Source organism: Chitinophaga niabensis (genome assembly GCF_900129465.1).
In the GTDB taxonomy this organism is placed as follows: Bacteria; Bacteroidota; Bacteroidia; order Chitinophagales; family Chitinophagaceae; genus Chitinophaga; species Chitinophaga niabensis.
The window spans coordinates 358414-376562 of the sequence record NZ_FSRA01000001.1; the positions used below are offsets into that span (position 1 = coordinate 358414).

19 protein-coding genes are annotated in these 18149 nt (G+C 46.5%); 14 read left to right on the forward strand and 5 right to left on the reverse strand.

Annotated elements, in window-relative coordinates:
• The first annotated feature begins 132 nt into the window (after positions 1-132).
• The 3 genes from BUR42_RS01485 to BUR42_RS01495 all read left to right on the forward strand — a co-directional run bounded on the left by BUR42_RS01485 (position 133) and on the right by BUR42_RS01495 (position 5722).
• Positions 133-1674 carry a tetratricopeptide repeat protein gene (locus tag BUR42_RS01485; RefSeq protein WP_074237402.1) on the forward strand — a complete coding sequence of 514 codons (1542 nt, stop codon included), beginning with the start codon at positions 133-135 and terminating at the stop codon, positions 1672-1674.
• Between the two features lie 185 nt (positions 1675-1859).
• Positions 1860-4652, forward strand: a complete 2793-nt coding sequence (locus tag BUR42_RS01490; RefSeq protein ID WP_074237403.1) for a TonB-dependent receptor — start codon at positions 1860-1862, stop codon at positions 4650-4652.
• A gap of 11 nt (positions 4653-4663) precedes the next feature.
• Entirely contained in the window at positions 4664-5722 is a 1059-nt protein-coding gene (locus BUR42_RS01495) for a phytase (RefSeq protein WP_074237404.1), read from the forward strand.
• Here the strand turns inward: BUR42_RS01495 and BUR42_RS01500 are convergent.
• Both BUR42_RS01500 and BUR42_RS01505 read right to left on the reverse strand, forming a co-directional pair.
• Positions 5678-6313, reverse strand: a complete 636-nt coding sequence (locus BUR42_RS01500) for a LysE family translocator (RefSeq protein WP_074237405.1) — start codon at positions 6311-6313, stop codon at positions 5678-5680. The genes BUR42_RS01495 and BUR42_RS01500 overlap by 45 nt on opposite strands.
• Positions 6300-7184 (reverse strand): ATP-grasp domain-containing protein, encoded by an 885-nt coding sequence (locus BUR42_RS01505; protein WP_074237406.1) that lies wholly within the window; start codon positions 7182-7184, stop codon positions 6300-6302. The genes BUR42_RS01500 and BUR42_RS01505 overlap by 14 nt, the downstream gene beginning before the upstream one ends.
• A 68-nt stretch (positions 7185-7252) precedes the next feature.
• Here BUR42_RS01505 and pdxR point away from each other — a divergent pair, with 68 nt between their 5' ends.
• The 3 genes from pdxR to BUR42_RS01520 all read left to right on the forward strand — a co-directional run bounded on the left by pdxR (position 7253) and on the right by BUR42_RS01520 (position 10995).
• A complete protein-coding gene (gene pdxR, locus BUR42_RS01510) occupies positions 7253-8713 on the forward strand; it encodes a MocR-like pyridoxine biosynthesis transcription factor PdxR (protein ID WP_074237407.1) in 1461 nt (486 codons plus the stop codon).
• Between the two features lie 27 nt (positions 8714-8740).
• Complete coding sequence (locus tag BUR42_RS01515; RefSeq protein WP_074237408.1) at positions 8741-9580, forward strand: tetratricopeptide repeat protein; 840 nt, start codon at positions 8741-8743, stop codon at positions 9578-9580.
• Between the two features lie 77 nt (positions 9581-9657).
• Complete coding sequence (locus tag BUR42_RS01520) at positions 9658-10995, forward strand: DEAD/DEAH box helicase (protein WP_074237409.1); 1338 nt, start codon at positions 9658-9660, stop codon at positions 10993-10995.
• Positions 10996-11014: 19 nt separating this feature from the next.
• On the opposite strand, the gene BUR42_RS01525 is transcribed toward BUR42_RS01520, so the two are convergent.
• Positions 11015-11434 (reverse strand): hypothetical protein, encoded by a 420-nt coding sequence (locus BUR42_RS01525; RefSeq protein WP_074237410.1) that lies wholly within the window; start codon positions 11432-11434, stop codon positions 11015-11017.
• A gap of 86 nt (positions 11435-11520) precedes the next feature.
• On the opposite strand from BUR42_RS01525, the gene BUR42_RS01530 reads away from it, so the two are divergent.
• Both BUR42_RS01530 and BUR42_RS01535 read left to right on the forward strand, forming a co-directional pair.
• Positions 11521-11880, forward strand: a complete 360-nt coding sequence (locus tag BUR42_RS01530) for a nuclear transport factor 2 family protein (protein WP_074237411.1) — start codon at positions 11521-11523, stop codon at positions 11878-11880.
• Between the two features lie 14 nt (positions 11881-11894).
• Entirely contained in the window at positions 11895-12428 is a 534-nt protein-coding gene (locus BUR42_RS01535; RefSeq protein ID WP_074237412.1) for a DUF1415 domain-containing protein, read from the forward strand.
• A 36-nt stretch (positions 12429-12464) separates the two neighbouring features.
• Here the strand turns inward: BUR42_RS01535 and BUR42_RS01540 are convergent, their stop codons facing one another.
• Complete coding sequence (locus BUR42_RS01540; protein WP_074237413.1) at positions 12465-12689, reverse strand: CDGSH iron-sulfur domain-containing protein; 225 nt, start codon at positions 12687-12689, stop codon at positions 12465-12467.
• A 54-nt stretch (positions 12690-12743) separates the two neighbouring features.
• Between BUR42_RS01540 and BUR42_RS01545 the strand changes: the two genes are divergently transcribed.
• From BUR42_RS01545 to BUR42_RS01570, 6 genes are read left to right on the forward strand one after another with little or no spacing between them, the layout of a single operon-like run.
• Entirely contained in the window at positions 12744-14537 is a 1794-nt protein-coding gene (locus tag BUR42_RS01545) for a serine hydrolase (protein WP_074237414.1), read from the forward strand.
• Positions 14538-14594: 57 nt separating this feature from the next.
• Positions 14595-15308, forward strand: a complete 714-nt coding sequence (locus BUR42_RS01550) for a glycine-rich domain-containing protein (protein ID WP_084185273.1) — start codon at positions 14595-14597, stop codon at positions 15306-15308.
• 15 nt (positions 15309-15323) lie between these two features.
• Complete coding sequence (locus tag BUR42_RS01555; RefSeq protein ID WP_074237415.1) at positions 15324-15644, forward strand: hypothetical protein; 321 nt, start codon at positions 15324-15326, stop codon at positions 15642-15644.
• A complete protein-coding gene (locus tag BUR42_RS01560) occupies positions 15614-16306 on the forward strand; it encodes a molybdopterin-dependent oxidoreductase (protein ID WP_074237416.1) in 693 nt (230 codons plus the stop codon). The genes BUR42_RS01555 and BUR42_RS01560 overlap by 31 nt, the downstream gene beginning before the upstream one ends.
• 2 nt (positions 16307-16308) lie before the next feature.
• Positions 16309-16965, forward strand: a complete 657-nt coding sequence (rpiA, locus tag BUR42_RS01565) for a ribose-5-phosphate isomerase RpiA (protein ID WP_074237417.1) — start codon at positions 16309-16311, stop codon at positions 16963-16965.
• 12 nt (positions 16966-16977) lie between these two features.
• Complete coding sequence (locus tag BUR42_RS01570; RefSeq protein WP_074237418.1) at positions 16978-17265, forward strand: Rdx family protein; 288 nt, start codon at positions 16978-16980, stop codon at positions 17263-17265.
• A gap of 34 nt (positions 17266-17299) precedes the next feature.
• On the opposite strand, the gene BUR42_RS01575 is transcribed toward BUR42_RS01570, so the two are convergent.
• Entirely contained in the window at positions 17300-18115 is an 816-nt protein-coding gene (locus BUR42_RS01575; RefSeq protein WP_074237419.1) for a ThuA domain-containing protein, read from the reverse strand.
• Positions 18116-18149 lie beyond the last annotated feature (34 nt).

Genomic DNA, 18149 nt, shown 5'->3' on the forward strand with positions numbered 1-18149 from the left:
CTTCTGGACACGGTTAAAGGGATGTTCAGACATAGGCAGCAAAGATAATGATCAAAATAAATGATTTCCCAACGCCCTCCTTAATAATAACATAACATTAGAACCTTTTCTTTGCTTCTTTATTGTTTAATTATGCTCTTATTACGAATTGTTTTAACGGGTCTGTTACTGTTCCCTGCCGCACTCCGGCTGCCGGCACAGGAAGAGAAGACCTTCATCATCCACCAATCCATTCAGGCCAGGCCATCTGCCGACTCTTCTTTCCTGGCACTGAAAGATGCATATGGCAAAGCAATGGAAAAGGGGGACATGACGGCCGCAGCCCTTCATCTCCGCCAGATGGGACAATTCTGTTACCACCTGGGCCATTACCCACAGGCCCTGGACTATCATTTGCAGGCCGGTAAACTTTTCAAGCAGCAGGGGAAGGAAATGTTGCTCGCAGAAAACCTCAACGATATCGGTACCTTATATTATTATAACCGCCAACCCTCCCTGGCCCGGGAACAATACAACGAAGCATTCAATATATATAATAAAGCACAGCAGAAGAACGGGATCGCTTTTACTTACGGCAAGATAGGCCACCTGTATGAAAAGCAGCAGCTGTACGACAGTGCTTTCTACTATCAGCGGCTGGCCCTGGACCAGTACCACCAGATCGATAATCACACCGGCATGGCCAAGATATACGAGAATTTAGGGAGCATCCACGAGGACCAGGAGCAGTACGATTCTGCCACCCTGTATTTCCGCGAGGCCCTTGCCCTCAACCAGCAGAACGGGGATTCCATTGCCTGCCTGGAGATCTACAATAACCTGGGGGATGTGTTCCGCAAAACCGGTCGCTACCAGGAAGGCTTACAGCAAACCCGGAATGCCCTGGCACTTGCCCTGCGTGTAAATGAGCAATACCAGATCTGCAGCGCCTATCGGGATATAGCTAAATCTTATAATCTGATGGGCAATAACGACAGTGCCTATCATTACCTGGAGCTCAGCCGCTATCACCTCCTGCAGATCTATTCCCAGGAAAACGGCCGCCAGGTGGCCCTGCTGCAAACCATGTACGATATAGAAAAGAAAAATAACGAAATTGCCGGCCTCCGTAATACCCGTAACATTATCGGCGCCATCGTAATTGTAGGGGTCCTGCTGGTGATCATGGCTATGCTCATTATCAGCCGTCAGCGGCTCAAGATCCATAATGCTGCCCTGGCAGAATTTAACCTCAAGCAGGAACTGGAGCTCCGCTCAAAAGAACTCAGTACCCATACCCTCCATATTATACAGAAGAACCAATTGCTGGAAGAGCTTCACCAGAAACTGGATGATATGGTGAAGGAAGACCGCCGCGATCAGAAGAAACAATTGAAACAATTGCAATCGCAGATCAACCAGAACTTTAATCATGATCAGCATTGGGATGAATTCCGGGGAATTTTTGAACAGGTACACCAGTCCTTCTTCGACAAACTCCGGGAATACTGCGAAAACCTCACGGCCAATGATCTCCGCCTGGTGGCATTACTAAAAATGAACCTCGCTTCCGGAGACATTGCCACCCTGCTCGGCATTTCTATGGACAGTTTAAGGGTAGTGCGCTACCGTCTCCGTAAAAAACTGAACCTGCCGCAGGGAGAAAGCCTGTCGGTTTTTATACAGTCGCTCTAGTGGTAACGTTAACTTAACAGGCATTTTGTAACGCCTGTTACCGTTGATAACCAATTCTTTAGTGTCCTGCTGTTACCGCTTTGTTCACGCTCCTGAAATGCCTGTTTCCTTTTTGTTCACGGTGAGGATTTGATTTTAGGCTGCCCCGGCGGGCATATTTGTGGAGTCGAAAAAAGACTTACCGAATGAAAAAACTTTTATCCGCAATTATCTTTTCCTGCTTAAGCATAGCATCCTATGCGCAGGGTACCGGTCTTGTTACCGGGCACGTATTAGATAAGAACCAGCAGCTGAACCTGCCCGGGGCTACCTTGAAATTGAAACCCGGTAATCACTACACCGTATCTAATCAACAGGGACGGTTTGAATTCCTGGGTGTACCTGCCGGTACCTACACCCTGGAGATCACTTACATCGGTTACGAAAAAGCTTCGCAGGAAATAACAGTGGCGGCAGGTAAAAATGTGGAAGTGAACTTTAAACTGGATGCAGGAGGTATTGTAGGGAAAGAAGTGATCATCCTGGGCGACCGCTTAAGAGGTCAGGCTAAAGCCCTGAACCAGCAAAAGAACAATCCCAATGTTACCAACATCGTATCTGCAGATCAGATCGGCCGTTTCCCGGATGCGAACGTGGGAGATGCTATCAAACGTATTCCCGGTATTACCATGCAGAACGACCAGGGAGAAGCCCGCGATATCATCATCCGCGGATTGGCTCCGGAACTGAATTCTGTGACCCTCAACGGAGACCGTATCCCTTCCGCTGAAGGAGATAACCGCCGGGTGCAACTGGACCTGATCCCTTCCGATATGGTGCAGACCATTGAAGTGAATAAAACCCTCACCCCGGATATGGATGCGGACGCTATTGGCGGTTCTGTAAACCTGGTGACCCGTGCCGCACCAAACGGCCCGCGCATTTCAGCTACCCTGTCCGGAGGTTTGAACCCTATTCGTAACAAACCACTGTATACCGGCTCGCTGGTATTGGGCAACCGTTTCTTCCAGAACAAACTGGGTGCCGTACTGAGTGCATCCTACAATAATAATGACTACGGTTCTGATAACGTGGAAGCAGTATGGGCTAAAGACGACATGGATAAGATCTATACAGAAGAGGTCCAGATCCGTCAGTACAACGTACAACGCATTCGCAGAAGCCTTTCCGCTGCGCTGGATTATAAGTTCAATCCCAGGAACACTGTCTATGCCAATGCCATGTACAACTGGCACTACGACCGCGAGAACCGTTACGCGCTGAGCATTGAGGATATTGAACCGGAATATGATGCCAACGACCAGCTCACAGGTTATGTAGGTTCTTTATCCCGCGAAACAAAAGGCGGTATCGGTAGCAACCGTGGCAAAAGCAGAAGGCTGGAAGAACGTAAGGTACAGAACTACTCCCTGAGAGGAGAACATTTACTGGGAAGTAAAGTGGACCTCGACTGGGGGGCCAGTTATTCTTCTGCTGTAGAGAATACACCTGACGAGCGCTACATTTCTTACGAAGCAGAAGATGTACCTGTAACGCTCAACCTCTCTGATTTCCGATTCCCCCTGGCCACCAGCAATGTTGGTAACTCGGATTTTGAGTTTAATTCCGTAACAGAGAATTCTGATTATACCCGTGAAAATGAACTGGGCCTGAAACTGAACATCCGTTTCCCTTTAAGCATCCTGCCGCAGCAAAAAGGACGCATGCGTATTGGTGCCCGCTTACGCCTGAAAGATAAAAAACGTGATAACGTATTCTATGAATACGAACCCACTACTGATCTTGGCGATCTTTCTACTATGCCTACCATCTCCTTTGATGGCAAAGGTTTTGCACCGGGTGCTAAATATCAGCCAGGTTCCTTTATCGTGAATACCTACCTGGGGGGCTTGCAGTTAAACAATTCATCTTTGTTCGATAAAGAAGCAGATCCTTCAGAATATCTCGCAGAGAATTTCAGCGCTAAAGAAACCATCACTGCAGGTTATGTTCGCTGGGACCAGGACCTCACTTCCAAACTTTCCCTCATTGCTGGTGTACGTTTGGAAAATACCAGCATCGATTATAAGGGTAATATCGTAGAGGAAGAAGAAGACCTCGAAGGTGTGCGGAGTGTAAAGAACAGCTACCTGAACGTATTGCCGGGCCTTACTTTCAAATACAACGCTACCAATGAACTGGTGCTGCGCCTCGCTGCCACCACTTCCATTGCCCGTCCCAACTACTACGATATTGCTCCCTACATCAGCAGCATTGTGGAAGATGAAGAGCTGAGCGCAGGTAACCCTAACCTGAAAGCTGCCTATGCCTGGAACTTCGACCTCATGTCCGAATATTATTTCAAATCCGTAGGGATCCTTTCTGCCGGTGTGTTTTACAAGAACATCAGCGACTTCATTTACACCTACAGCGATCAGCAATATTCAACAGAGAAGTTCGCCACCGATTTTCCCGGCCAGAAGAATCCTGTACCAACCGGTGAACGCTGGACTTATAAACAAGCGAGGAATGGTGACAACGTGAAAGTGTATGGTTTTGAAGTAGCATTGCAACGCCAGCTGTACAAAGGGCTGGGTATCTATCTGAACTACACCTTCACTAGATCAAAAGCAGATGGTATGTACAACGGGGATGGCGAAAAGCGCGATGGCGCTACTTTCCCCGGTACAGCACCACATATGTTCAATGCTTCCCTTTCTTATGAAAACAAACGTTTCTCTGCCAGGTTATCCGGCAACTATGCAGCGGCTTACCTAAATGAACTGGGTGGAAATGAATTTGATGATGTGTACTACGATAAACAATTTTTCCTGGATGCCAACGCATCGTATAAAATAACCAAACAATTACGCGTATTTGCAGAAGCGAATAACCTCACCAATCAGCCCCTGCGTTATTACCAGGGCGCATCTGACAGGACGATGCAAATGGAATACTATCGTCCGCGTTACAACTTTGGTTTTAAGTTTGATCTGTAAAATTTTCGTAAATGGTAAGAATCATAATAGCAGCGGCAGTATTACTCTGTGCATGTAAAAGCCGGCATGCGCCTATAAAAGAAAATGCGCTTAAACCTGCAGTGATCACACAGCAGGTGGGCGCAGATACAGATGATCCTGCGATCTGGATCAATCACAGGGATACCCTGAAAAGCCTGGTACTGGGTACTGATAAAGCTACAGACGGTGGTTTGTATGCTTTTGACCTGGAAGGCAGGATCGTGAACAAAGTAACAGGCCTTAAACGCCCCAATAATGTAGATATCGCCTATGGGCTGAAGATCAATGGTGTGCCAACAGATATCGCCGTATTAACGGAAAGGGAAACTAACAGCATCCGCATTTTCAAACTGCCGGAACTGACACCTATCGATAATGGCGGTATCGTTGTATTTGCAGGAGAAACTGAGCAGTCGCCTATGGGGGTGGCATTATATACCCGTCCGAAAGACTCGGCCATCTTTGCTATCGTAGGCCGCAAGAGTGGTCCGGTGGACCAGTACCTCTGGCAATACCGTCTCAGTGATGATGGCAAAGGTGCCGTGCAGGCTACTGTGGTAAGGAAGTTTGGAAAGTACAGTGGTAAAAAGGAAATAGAGGCCATTGCGGTGGACGATCAGCCCGGCTACATTTACTATTCAGATGAAACCGTAGGTATAAGGAAGTATGTTGCGGACCCTGATGCGAAGGCGGATGGGGAGCTGGTATTGTTTGGTACAGAGGGTTTCGTGTCCGATCATGAAGGTATTTCTATTTATCCCGTATCAGATAGCACCGGGTACATCCTGGTATCCAATCAGCAGAACAACACCTTTATGGTGTACAGGAGAGAAGGTGAGGCTGGAAATCCCCATCAGCACAAGCTGTTATCCGAGGTGCCGGTATCCACTATTGAAAGTGACGGTTCTGAGATAACTGCTGTGCCGCTGGGAGATAAATTTCCGAAAGGGTTGTTTGTAGCAATGAGCAATGGTAAAGTATTCCATTATTATTCCTGGGAAGCGTTACTTGCCTTTATCAACAGCCATCCTTACAGCCAGGCCCGTTAGTACACTGGCCATAAACCATTTCTGTACGCGGACCCATTTTGGATTGGATGCAAACCACTGCATAACTTTTGCCGATATCATCACAATAATGAAGTTAACGGTAAAGCTCACGGTGAGCTGGGTGAAACCCAGGATCAGGCTTTGTGAAAGCACATTGCCGTTAGCAGGGTGAATGAATTGAGGGAAGAGGGATAAGTAAAATACCGCTACTTTGGGATTGAGCATACTGGTAAAGATGCCCATCGCAAAAAGTTTCGCAGGTTTATCCGCCTTCATTTCATGCTGTGTTTCAAAAACGCTTTTGCTTCCGGGCTTACAGGCTTCCCATGCCAGGTACAGGAGATAGAGCACGCCGAGTGTCTTGAGTACTGCGTAAGCATAGGGAATGGTCATCAGCACCGCTGTGAGCCCAAAAGACACCAATACGATGTGAAACAATAATCCGCATGCAATGCCGAGCAGGGAGGTCAGACCGGCCTTCCTGCCCTGCGTTACAGAACGCGAGATCAGGTAGATCATATTAGGCCCCGGTGTGATCACCATCACAAGGGCGGCCAGTATGAACAGCAATAGTTGGTCAAATGGTATCATGTTGATATGATTTTAATGCCTTGTAGTAATTCTCATACCCCTCAGGGTGAGAACCCAGGAAAAGAAAAGGTTCTATCAGTTCCAGCTCCATCAGGCTCAGCTCTTCTTTAATGATCACGCCATCCACGCGTGCATACAAACAGTCTTTCGCAAATTGCTGCACATACGCTGTAGCGCTTTCAATATGTTTAGCCGCAGGTGCTTCCACATGTACGGTGCCACCATGATATTGCTGTACCCTGAAATCACCCGCCTTGGGTTTCTTCACCACACTATGACTGAACTTTCCATCCAGGAAAATAAAGGACCATTCTCCTTCTGTTGCAATCTCAGGAATGTAAGGTTGCACCAGGAATGCTTCTTCCTGTACCAATGGGGTCAGGATAGCCGTATAATCAGCCACTTCGGATAAAGGAACAGTGAAAGTATTTTTAGCACCGGCACTGATGCAGGGTTTAACGATCAGCTGCGAAGTGGAAAAATGTTCAAAGTAAGTGTGCAGGTTGAACTGCGCTCCCTTTTTAATGATAGCGGAAGGTATAACCGGTAAACCGGCGGCAGTGATATCCTGCAGGTAATGTTTATCCGTATTCCATTTCACAATGGCATAAGGGTTGATCAGCGGAATGCCTGCGGCTTCAATATTATCCAGCCAGTTATAAAATGCACTGATGTTCTCATGGTAATCCCAGGGCGATTTTAATAATACCCGGTCGTATTCCTGCCAGTTCACGGCAGGATCATTCCAGATCACCTTATGCAGGTTGATCCCCCTTTGTAACAGGAACTGAAGCAGGATGCTTTCTTCATCTTCCAGCCCGGGTGTTACATATTTCTCTTGTGTTGTATAGCAAACGTATGCGATCTTCATGTGAACAAAATTAGCAGTATATTGGCATTGTAAAAAGAGCCATTTTACACAATTTTGATAGTGCCATTATGAGTAAGACCACGCCCAGGATACCCCTGCCTTTTATCAAGGTCCGGAAGGGAAATGCAGCACCCATGTACCTTCAGTTGTACGAACAGATCAAACAGGCCATTTTCAATGCCCGGCTGAAAGAAGGGGAGCGTATGCCATCCACCCGGCACCTGGCTGCAGATCTGGATATCTCCCGTAACAGTGTGTTCCAGGCTTATGAACAACTGATCCTGGAAGGATATTTGGCAGGCAAAAAAGGCGATGGTACCTATGTATGTGCCAAACTGAACCCTATACCGGCTTCCGTACGGAAAACAATGCCTGTGAAATACCAGGACGCCGCCCTGCCCGATGAAGTATTACGAAAAGACAGCACGGTAGAACCGGTCATTCCTTTCCAGAATTCTGTTCCCTCTATCCGGCAATTCCCTTTTAAAATATGGGCTGGCCTTGCTGCAGAAGCATACCGCGATGTACATTCCCTGCACCTGGGGTATGGAGAAACGCTGGGCCATTTACCTTTACGGGAAGCGCTGGTAGATTACCTGCGCATTCACCGTTCCATCATTTGTGAAGCAGATCAGGTACTGATCGTAAATGGTTCCCGCCAAGCCCTGAACCTGGCTGCACAGGCCCTGATAAAGAAAGGGGATCAGTGCTGGATGGAAGATCCGGGATATATGGGAGCCAGGGCTGCTATGGCAAGATGGGGTGGAAAAGTATGCCCCGTACCCATTACAGCAAACGGACTGGATATCGCATACGCCATGAAACATTACCCGGATGGCCGTTTTGCTTATCTCACACCTTCTCACCAATATCCTTTAGGGGCCACCATGCCACTGAGCGAACGCCTGAAACTACTGAAATGGGCAGCACGGAATAAAATGTGGATCGTGGAAGATGACTATGACAGCGAGTTCCGCTATAACGGACGCCCGGTTCCTGCGTTAAAAGGACTGGACGATCACGGGAATGTGATCTATACCGGTACTTTCAGTAAAGTACTCTTTCCCGCATTGAGAATGGGTTACATAGTATTACCCTCTGCCGCTATCGCACAGCAGTTCAAGATCGTAAAATCCACCATAGACCGGCAAAGCCCTGTAATAGATCAGGCCATCGTTACCCAGTTCATGCTGAAAGGGCATTTTGCAAGGCATCTGCGGAAGATGCGGATCCTTTACAAAAAGCAGCAGGAAGAGCTGGTAGTGCTGCTGGAAAAACATCTCAGCAAATACATCCTGGTAGCGCCTGCAGAAACGGGTATGCATTTTATAGGATGGATGAAGCGGCCCTGCAATATGAAAAAGCTGGTGGCAGCTGCTTTGGCAGAAGGTGTTATCCTTATCCCCGTGAATGAATTCGCCTTAAAATTCACCCAGAAAGATGGCTTCATTTTTGGATTTACCGGTTATGAGCTGCCGGAAATGGAAAAGGCAGTACTGCTATTGAAGAAGCTATTGGATAGGAATTAGTAATTTTGCACCTCAAATTCAAAATATATGGAGGGAAGATTTTTTACACAGGAGCAATTCATCAAACAATTCAACGAAGAAGTACTTTGGGCAGCAGCAGTGTATGACCGCCTGATCAAAAGCGGCTTCCAGGAATATGCTTTGGGCGAATTCGACTTCCTCTTTGTATCTGATCAAAGGGAAAAACTGGAGAAATTCAGCGCTTTCCTGACCGCCACCTATGGATCAAAAATAGGAGAGATAGGAGAGAAGGATGGCATGCCGGGCTTTACAGGCATCTCCCCCTTGTTCCCGATAGACCAGGATAACCTGCTGGCCTGGGGCATTGATCTGTACTTCAAAGGTTTTGAATTTGATTGCAGGCTGGATGGCTACGGTACCTTTGCAGGCCCTGACAATAAAGAATTTCCCAACCTGGAACCCAGCCAGCTGGCCTATTATTTCGACCTGGGCATCAGTTCTTACAATAACCGCAATTACGGCGCATCCATTATCAATTTTACTTCCGCCATCAAGATCTTCCCGGAGAATGCTAATACCTGGTATTCCAGGGCTATTGCCAAAGAAGCCATATTCCTGACGGCTAAAGCCCGCGAAGATTATGATAAAGCGATAGAACTCGCTCCCACCTTCAAAGAGGCTTATATCAACAGGGCGGTTAACAAAAGTGAAGCAGAAGATTATACCGGAGCCATCGCAGATTTTAATAAAGCCATAGAGCTGGATGCGAATAATGCAGCCGTATATTTTAACCGTGGTAATACGAAATATACCCTGGGCGACAGGGATGGTGCTATTGAAGACTGGAAGAAAGCACAGGCGCTGGGTGCAGATTATGCAGCAGACAGATTGAAAGAGCTGGAATAGATCAATATTAAAAGGTACCTCCCCTGTAAACGCAGCTGTAATGCTCGCCTGCACATAAAAAACGTTACTTTTGCCGCATGACTTTTGAAGATCTGAACCTTAACAAGCCTTTACTGGCAGCGTTGAAGGACCTTAATTTTACGACACCTACCACCATTCAGAGCAGGGTTTTCTCCGTAACCATGAGCGGCCGCGATGTATGTGGCATAGCTCAGACCGGTACCGGTAAAACATTTGCCTACCTGTTGCCCTGCCTCCGTATGTGGAGTTTCTCCAAAGAAAGGTTCCCCCAGATCCTGATCGTTGTACCTACAAGAGAACTGGTAGTACAGGTAGTGGAATCCGTTAAAAAGCTCAGTACTTATCAAAGTGTGGAAGTGGCTGGTTTCTATGGCGGCGCCAATATGAATCCCCAGATGGCCGTTGCAGAAGGTAAACTGGATGTGGTAGTAGCCACTCCCGGCAGGCTGGTGGACATTGTGATGAGTGGCGCCCTGAAACTAAAGGCTATCAAAAGACTGGTGATAGATGAAATGGACGAAATGCTGAACCTTGGGTTCCGCGCTCAATTGAAAAACATCCTGGACCTGTTGCCTGCCAAACGCCAGAACCTCCTTTTTTCCGCTACCATCACACCGGAAGTAGAATCATTGATAGAAACCTTCTTCAATAACCCTGTTACCATCGAAGCTGCGCCCGTAGGAACTCCCCTGGAGAATATTACGCAGAAGGCTTATATGGTCCCCAACTTTTACACGAAAGTGAACCTGTTGGAATTGCTGTTAAGGGAAGAAAAAGAAATGACCAAAGTGCTGGTCTTTGCTTCTACCAAAAAACTGGCCGATGAGCTCTATGAGCCATTGGCCCTGGAATTTCCGGAGAAAGTAGGCGTGATCCATTCCAATAAAGAACAGAACCATCGTTTTAATACCGTTAAGCAATTCCAGTCCGGGAACTACCGGCTGCTGATCGCTACGGATATCATTGCCCGCGGCCTGGATATTTCAGAAGTAACACATGTGATCAACTTCGATATGCCGGAACAACCGGAAAGTTATATTCACCGCATTGGCAGAACGGGGCGTTTTGATAAGAAGGGGATTGCCCTCAGTTTTATTACAGAAAAGGACAAGGAAGTACAGGACAAGATAGAAGCCCTGATGAACTATCAGATCCCCGTTGTTCCTTTGCCTGAAAACCTGGAGATCTCTACTGAACTGACACCGGAGGAAGAACCTGGTTTCATTGTGCCTAATATCGTCTTAAAACAGCGGAAAAAAGAAGATGTGGGCGCCGCCTTCCACGAGAAAGCTGCCCACAACAAAAAGGTGAATGTAAAGGTCCGCCATTCTGAAAAGATGATGAAGAAATACGGCAAGCCTAAAACCCGCGGAGCTAAACCTAAGCGGAAATAGGAGAGCCGGGAAAGCAATGCTACGAAAGCAAGCCTTTCTCCTTCAATACCTTCATCTCATCCTCATGTGATATGTACATTACGATCTTCGGCGTTCCGTCAACCACCCGCATGATGTACGTGATATCGAAAGTGATCATCTCATCCCCGGTCTTCTGAAAGGTCATGCCGAATTTCACTTTCACGAGATAGTATTGTTCATCCAGCCTGGTGGTATCCACATCTACAACATGGGTGGCTGTACGGCCCACCTTTTTGTAATGTTCTTCAATATCTGCATACTTATCAACCAGTGCCTGGTTGTTTTCTATGGGCATAATACCATTAGGATCTGCAAAGATGAAATGTTCCGCATAAGCACCGGCTACTTTTTGTGCATCATGTTCATCACCCCATTTGATATAGTCGTTAAAGAACTGCTTAAAATCGGTGTTTTTCATAAGACAAGCATTTGTTAAATTCTTACATAAATAGTGCCGGGCTGCTTATGTTTCTTTAAATTGAGGAACATAAAAACCTTACTATTATGACTACCCAGGAATTAGCGGTAAAACTTGCAAACTACTGTCGTGAAGGGCAGTTTGAGACAGTAATGAAAGAAATGTTCGCAGACGATGTGGTGAGCATTGAACCATATCCCACACCGGGCTTTGAGAAGGAAACAAAGGGAAAGGAAGCCTGTTTCGCGAAAGCAGAACTGTTTAATTCAATGGTGCAGGAAGTGCATTCCATTGCTGTTTCAGAACCATTGGTGGCAGAGAATACGATTGCCTTTACACTTGATATGGAACTCACAATGAAGGAAAGAGGCCGTACAAAAATGAATGAACTGTGCGTATACACAGTAAAGGATGGTAAAATTACCGCAGAACAGTTCTTCTATTGAACGCAAAACATCAAATGGTAGAAATAATTGCACAGACAAAGGACTGGATTAAAAAAGTAGTGGTAGGATGCAATTTCTGTCCATTTGCAGCGAAAGAACTTAAACAGGATACCATTCATTACGAAGTAGTAACAACTACCGGGATCAGGGCAGCAAGGCTGGCCTTCCTGGCAGAATGTGTACGGCTGGATAATGATGAAAGCATTGCCACCACAATGGTTATTTTCCCGGAGGCATTCCCTGTTTTCCTGGATTACCTGAACTTAGTGGATGCCGTGGAAAAAATGCTACAGCAGGAAGGATACGAGGGTATTTACCAGGTAGCCAGCTTTCATCCCTTATACCAGTTCGCGGGCACTGAGCCGGAGGATGCTGCTAACTACACCAACAGGTCTGTATATCCCATGCTGCATATCCTCAGGGAAGCGCAGATCGAAATGGCTTTGTTGAATTTCCCGGATCCGGAAAGTATTCCTGAAAGGAATGTGAAATTTGCCCATGAAAAGGGCAGGGTGTATATGAAAATGCTAAGAGATAGTTGCTTATAAACAAAAAGGGCTGACCATCACGGTCAGCCCTTTTTGTTATACTTTCTTTGGTGGCAGAGCGAAGGCAATTGCTTCATGTTCGAAATGACCTTTGTGTGAACCATCACAGAAAGGTTTGTTTTGAGAACGGCCGCACCTGCAGATGGACACCACATCCCTTCCTGCCAGGTCGTACGCATTCCCGTTTTTGTCAACAATCTCAAAATCTCCCTCAACCTTCAGGGAGCCGTTGTTGTTCACAGTGATTTTAGTAGTAGCCATTATAAAATATGATTGTTAGCCGGCAAAAGTAGGCTAATTGCTTATATTTACGGCATGAAAAAAGTACTCCTGTGCCTTTGCTCCCTGGCCCTTTGTAAAGTAACATTAGCCCAGCAGGACCCTCGCCTGAAAAGTCTGGATACCCTCGCAGAAACAGTCCTGAAGAACTGGCATGGAGCCGGGTTTGCAGTAGCAGTGATAGAAAAGGATAAGGTGATCTATGCCAAAGGCTTTGGATACCGGGATGTGGAAAAGAAGTTGCCCGTTACGCCCAATACCCAGTTCGCTATAGGCTCCTGCACAAAATCTTTTACCGCCGCCCTGGTGGGTTTATTAAACCAGGAAGGTAAATTGGATATCGACAAGCCGGTAAGGGATTATCTGCCTTCCTTAAAGTTCTATGACGATAAGATGAACGACCAGATCACCTTGCGGGATATGATGTGCCACCGTACCGGCCTCTCCCGTTATGATCTTTCCTGGTTTATGTTCAATACGGCTTCGAAAGACAGTCTGATCCAGCGTATTCAATACCATGAGCCTTCAGCGCCTATCAGGACCAAATGGCAGTACAATAACTGGATGTTCCTGGCACAGGGAGTGGTGGCAGAAAAGCTCACGGGGAAAAGCTGGGAAGAGAATATTGAAGAAAGGTTCTTCCGGAAACTGGATATGAAGAATTCCAATCTCAATATAGACGGATTAAAGCAGCATGCAGAACCTGCCATAGGATATACCGTGGAAAATGATCGTCCGAAGAAGATGGATTATTATAACATCAATGGCATGGCACCTGCGGGCAGCATCAATAGCAGTGTGATGGATATGAGTAACTGGGTGATCACCTGGATCAATGGCGGTAAGTTCAAAGGAAAAGAGATCATACCTCCGGGTTATGTTACGCAGGCCATAAGTTCCCAAATGTCCATGGGAGGCGGTGCGCCACCCAAATCTGTTCCGGATGTTCATTCCGTTGCTTATGGTTTTGGCTGGATGTTAACTTCCTACCGCGGTCATTACGAAGTAGAGCATGGCGGTAATATCAATGGTTTTTCTGCCAGTACCAGTTTTTATCCTACAGACAGTATCGGCATTGTTATCCTTACTAATCAGAATGGTTCCACAATACCCACCATTATCAGGTATGAGATCGCAGATAAGCTGCTTGGGTTGAAAGATATTGCCTGGAATAAATACTATCTGGACAAAGCAAAGCAACCACCGCAACCAAAAGACACTGCTGCAAAAGAAGTTGTGAAGGGCGCAGACGTATCCCGCCCGGCACAGGATTTTACGGGTTACTATGATAACAGGGGATATGGGAAATTTGAAATAACAGAGAAGAATGATTCCCTGTTTGTACAATTGCCGGATGGCAACAGCTGGTACTTATTGCACTATTGCTACGATATCTACGATCCTGTATTAGTAGATAAGGAAAAGGGCGTTAATAAAGACAATAAATATCCATGGCGCTTTACTTTCCGCACCGATGAGCAGGGGAATATCTCAACAGTAAGTATCCCTGTGGAATCTCCTGTTAAACCTACCATCTTTACCAGAACAGAAAAAGCACTGGCGCTGAATGCCGATTCTTTGAAGAAGTACGAAGGCGAATATACGATGGGGCCCATGACGGCCAAAGTATACCGTAAAGGAGGTGCCGAACTATTCCTGTTCGTGCAGGGGCAACCGGAATATACCTTAATACCAACCGGTAAAGATAAATTCAGCCTGAAAGGGCTAACCGGTTTTAGTGTACGCTTTACCGTGAATGACCAGGGAGAAACCACAGAAGCAGTATTCCTCCAGCCGAACGGGACCTTTAAAGTACCCAGGAAGAAATAATTGTTAAATAGACCTCCGGATATACGGAGGTTTATTTTTTTATATACCTTTGGTGTAATGAAAGGAACTGGAAATTTTGCTATGAAATTTGCCAATGATCCGCTCTGGCAAAAGATTGACACCTTCTCCCTCCATGACCCTGCTTTCACTCAGAAATTAGCTAAGGAAAACAATTGGACCCCCGGTTTTACAGAAAGAGCGATCAGCGAGTACAAACGATTCATTTACCTCTGTTGCATTATGCCAAACGGCGCTTCGCCACCACCGGTTGTAGATGAAGTATGGCACCTGCACATCCTGTACACCGTGAATTACTGGGAGGAATTTTGTGACAGAACATTAGGAAGAAAGTTACATCACCACCCTTCGGGAGGAGGCCTTGGAGAAAAAGAAAGACACGTTAACTGGTTAGAGGATACAATTAAGAACTACCGCTTCATATTTGAAGAAGAACCGCCACCAGATATCTGGGGAACAGCCTCTCCGCCCAACCTCAACATTAACCCGCCCTCCGGAAATAAGCGCCCCGTATTTCCACGATCTATACTGGTACTACTGCTCATCATATTGATCGCTGTTTTCAACAACATGAACTACGCTTTTCTTCCATGGATCACTTTTGGTGCAATCATCATCATAGTATTATCCGCTTCTTCCAATAAAAAAGGAAACGGATCAGGCGGATGCAGCGGCAGTAGTTGCAGCAGTAGTTGTAGCAGTAGTTGCGGAAGCAGTTGTGGAGGAGGTTGCGGCGGATGCGGTGGAGATTAATAAAATGAAGAGCACATGAACAGAACACAACAATACCTTGCAGCAACCCTGGCGCTTACCCTCCCTTTCCTCTATCTGCACACCTGGAACCCCTTCTCCGTCAACGGCCCTCATTTCCTCAGCTTTTACATCCTTTTATCGCTGGTTGTTTACGTATTCCCGGTCACCAGGAAACTTTCCTTTGTATTGCTGATCCTGGGCATAGCCAGGATCATACAGGGTTTGTACAACGGAAAACCTGTTTTATATCTCTTACTTCTCGTTGTGTTGAACATTATCTTAACTTTAAGTATAAATGCAAGCATATGGAAGACTCAGAGAAGCTCAAAAGAATAGTGGATGCCCGCATGAAACTGAAAGCCCGTTTCGAGGATAAGATACGGAACACGCCATCTGTATCAGATAACAGGCCCATGGGCAAAGGAAATCCCAACCGCCATGGCATGCCGGTGATCCCTGTTGGCCAAACCCTTACTGTAAAATGGCCGGTACTGGACTTAGGCATTCAACCGGATGTTCCCCTCAACGAATGGCGCCTGGTCATAGACGGAGATGTGGAAAGCCCCGTAGAACTAACCTGGGAAGATTTTCTTGCCCTTCCACAAACAGAAGATACATCGGACTTTCACTGTGTAACCACCTGGTCTAAACTGAACATGAACTGGAAAGGCGTTCGCCTGCTGGACCTTGCAGCGCTCGTGCAGCCACATGAAACGGCCACGCATATACTTTGTTACGGGTACGATGGATACACCACCAATATTTCCCTGGAAGAAGCATTAAAACCGGATGTATTATTGGTGCATACCATAGAAGGAGTACCCTTACCCAAAGAGCACGGAGGCCCTGTGAGAATGATCACCCCACAGTTATATGCCTGGAAAGGTTCTAAGTGGATCAACAGGATAGAATTCCTGCAAAAGAATAAATTAGGCTTCTGGGAAGAAAGAGGTTATTCCAATACTGCCTATCCCTGGAGGAACGATCGTTACAGCTGAATATGAACAAAGAAAAAGAAAAGGAAAATGCAGCACTGGCTGCGGTGGCCTTTATAGAAGATCATATGGTGGTAGGCCTGGGAACGGGCTCTACGGCATATTATGCCATTACCGCCATTGCCGAAAGAGTGAAAAAAGGTTTGCAGATCAAAGCAGTCCCTACCTCTGAACAAACCGCCACACTGGCCCTCTCACTCGGTATCCCATTAACGGATATCAATGCGGTGGATGTGATAGACATCACCATAGACGGCGCAGATGAATTCACGAAGGAGAAGTACATGATCAAAGGCGGCGGCGGAGCTTTGCTAAGAGAAAAGATCGTAGCGGCTAAAACAAAGAGAGAATTTATCATTGCAGATGCTTCCAAACTGGTAGACCACCTGGGTAAATTCAAATTACCCATTGAAGTGATCCCTTTTGCACGCGGTTATGTAATGGAAGAACTACGCAAGCTACAACTCAAAGCAGCGGTACGCCCTTTTATTACAGACGAAGGCAATAACATCATAGATGTGACTTATGGAAAGATAGAAGATCCCATAGCCCTCTCCGCACAATTGAACGAAATAATAGGCGTGGTTACGCATGGTTTGTTTATTAACCTCGCTTTTAATATCTTGATGGGGGAAGGAGACCAGGTAAAGGTCTTTTCTTAAACGAGTATCATCATGAAACCACATATCACCATCTCATATTGCCCAAAGTGCGGCTGGCTGCTGCGCGCTGCTTATATGGCACAGGAACTCCTCACTACTTTTGAAGAAGAGCTGGGAGGCGTTACACTTAAACCTTCTGAAATAGCTGGCAGCTACCAGGTCCTGCTGGGAGAGGAAGTGATCTTTGACCGCAAGCGGGATGGGCATTTCCCGGAGATCAAGGAATTAAAGCAAACAGTAAGGGATAAGGTGAGTCCCGGTAAGAGCCTGGGGCATTCAGACCGTAAGGCAGAAGCCTGAGGCGTACCTGGCCATAAAGGATAAGGCAAGCTGGTTACTCAGACTGCATGGCCTTACCCTTTCCCAGCCATAATAATCCATCCAGGATCAGTTTATCCTGTACCGGGTTATTGAAGGTGAAGGATAATTCCCTGTTGGTTTTGCCTTCATAATCGATATCATTATGCCCCATGTTCACGTACAGCATTTTGTAATGCCTGTTTGTCCATACCACCGGGTAATATCCGCTATGCCAGATCTCATAGGCCTTAGGGCCTGTTCCCAAAGGGAAGCTCGCAGGGTCTATAGCCAGTAATATTTTAATGGAAGGATTCTTGCGCAGGTCGTTGGACCAGCGGTACCATTCATTGGGAGAGGCTTTAAAGGTGGCAGGTAAGTTTTTGGTGGCAGGATGTTTTGCATCTTCTACCCGCAGGATAGCAGAAGTAGGCCGCCAGGTATTACTGCCATAAGAACCGGAGCCAAGGAACTCATTATGATACCAGTCCCAGTTCTGCGGATAGGCAGAAGGTGTGAGGGCAAAGGCTGCAAAATGAAAACCCATCCATCCGCCACCGTTTTCCATATACGCTTTGAATGCTTCCCGCTGTGCAGGATCATCCGGCCGGGTATCGAGGAAAAGTACTACTTGGTATTGGGAGAGGAAAGCTTTGTTCATATTACTCCAGTTATTGGTTGAATCATAACTGAAGCCATGTTTAACAGCCATGTCCGCAAACCAGCGGTTGGCCTCGTGTACATAACTTACATGCGCAGGGTCATTCTTGCCGGTGTAGAAACCGATCACTTTAAACTGGGCAGAAACATCTGTAATAAAAAAGGAACAGAGCAGATATAGGACAATTTTCATACGGGAATTTTAATGCTTTAAAAATAGTAATTTT

Coding starts and splice junctions, on each gene's coding strand:
- BUR42_RS01485 (WP_074237402.1), top strand. CDS start 133: ATGCTCTTATTACGAATTGTTTTAACGGGTCTGTTACTGTTCCCTGCC.
- BUR42_RS01490 (WP_074237403.1), top strand. CDS start 1,860: ATGAAAAAACTTTTATCCGCAATTATCTTTTCCTGCTTAAGCATAGCA.
- BUR42_RS01495 (WP_074237404.1), top strand. CDS start 4,664: ATGGTAAGAATCATAATAGCAGCGGCAGTATTACTCTGTGCATGTAAA.
- BUR42_RS01500 (WP_074237405.1), bottom strand. CDS start 6,313: ATGATACCATTTGACCAACTATTGCTGTTCATACTGGCCGCCCTTGTG.
- BUR42_RS01505 (WP_074237406.1), bottom strand. CDS start 7,184: ATGAAGATCGCATACGTTTGCTATACAACACAAGAGAAATATGTAACA.
- pdxR (WP_074237407.1), top strand. CDS start 7,253: ATGAGTAAGACCACGCCCAGGATACCCCTGCCTTTTATCAAGGTCCGG.
- BUR42_RS01515 (WP_074237408.1), top strand. CDS start 8,741: ATGGAGGGAAGATTTTTTACACAGGAGCAATTCATCAAACAATTCAAC.
- BUR42_RS01520 (WP_074237409.1), top strand. CDS start 9,658: ATGACTTTTGAAGATCTGAACCTTAACAAGCCTTTACTGGCAGCGTTG.
- BUR42_RS01525 (WP_074237410.1), bottom strand. CDS start 11,434: ATGAAAAACACCGATTTTAAGCAGTTCTTTAACGACTATATCAAATGG.
- BUR42_RS01530 (WP_074237411.1), top strand. CDS start 11,521: ATGACTACCCAGGAATTAGCGGTAAAACTTGCAAACTACTGTCGTGAA.
- BUR42_RS01535 (WP_074237412.1), top strand. CDS start 11,895: ATGGTAGAAATAATTGCACAGACAAAGGACTGGATTAAAAAAGTAGTG.
- BUR42_RS01540 (WP_074237413.1), bottom strand. CDS start 12,689: ATGGCTACTACTAAAATCACTGTGAACAACAACGGCTCCCTGAAGGTT.
- BUR42_RS01545 (WP_074237414.1), top strand. CDS start 12,744: ATGAAAAAAGTACTCCTGTGCCTTTGCTCCCTGGCCCTTTGTAAAGTA.
- BUR42_RS01550 (WP_084185273.1), top strand. CDS start 14,595: ATGAAAGGAACTGGAAATTTTGCTATGAAATTTGCCAATGATCCGCTC.
- BUR42_RS01555 (WP_074237415.1), top strand. CDS start 15,324: ATGAACAGAACACAACAATACCTTGCAGCAACCCTGGCGCTTACCCTC.
- BUR42_RS01560 (WP_074237416.1), top strand. CDS start 15,614: ATGGAAGACTCAGAGAAGCTCAAAAGAATAGTGGATGCCCGCATGAAA.
- rpiA (WP_074237417.1), top strand. CDS start 16,309: ATGAACAAAGAAAAAGAAAAGGAAAATGCAGCACTGGCTGCGGTGGCC.
- BUR42_RS01570 (WP_074237418.1), top strand. CDS start 16,978: ATGAAACCACATATCACCATCTCATATTGCCCAAAGTGCGGCTGGCTG.
- BUR42_RS01575 (WP_074237419.1), bottom strand. CDS start 18,115: ATGAAAATTGTCCTATATCTGCTCTGTTCCTTTTTTATTACAGATGTT.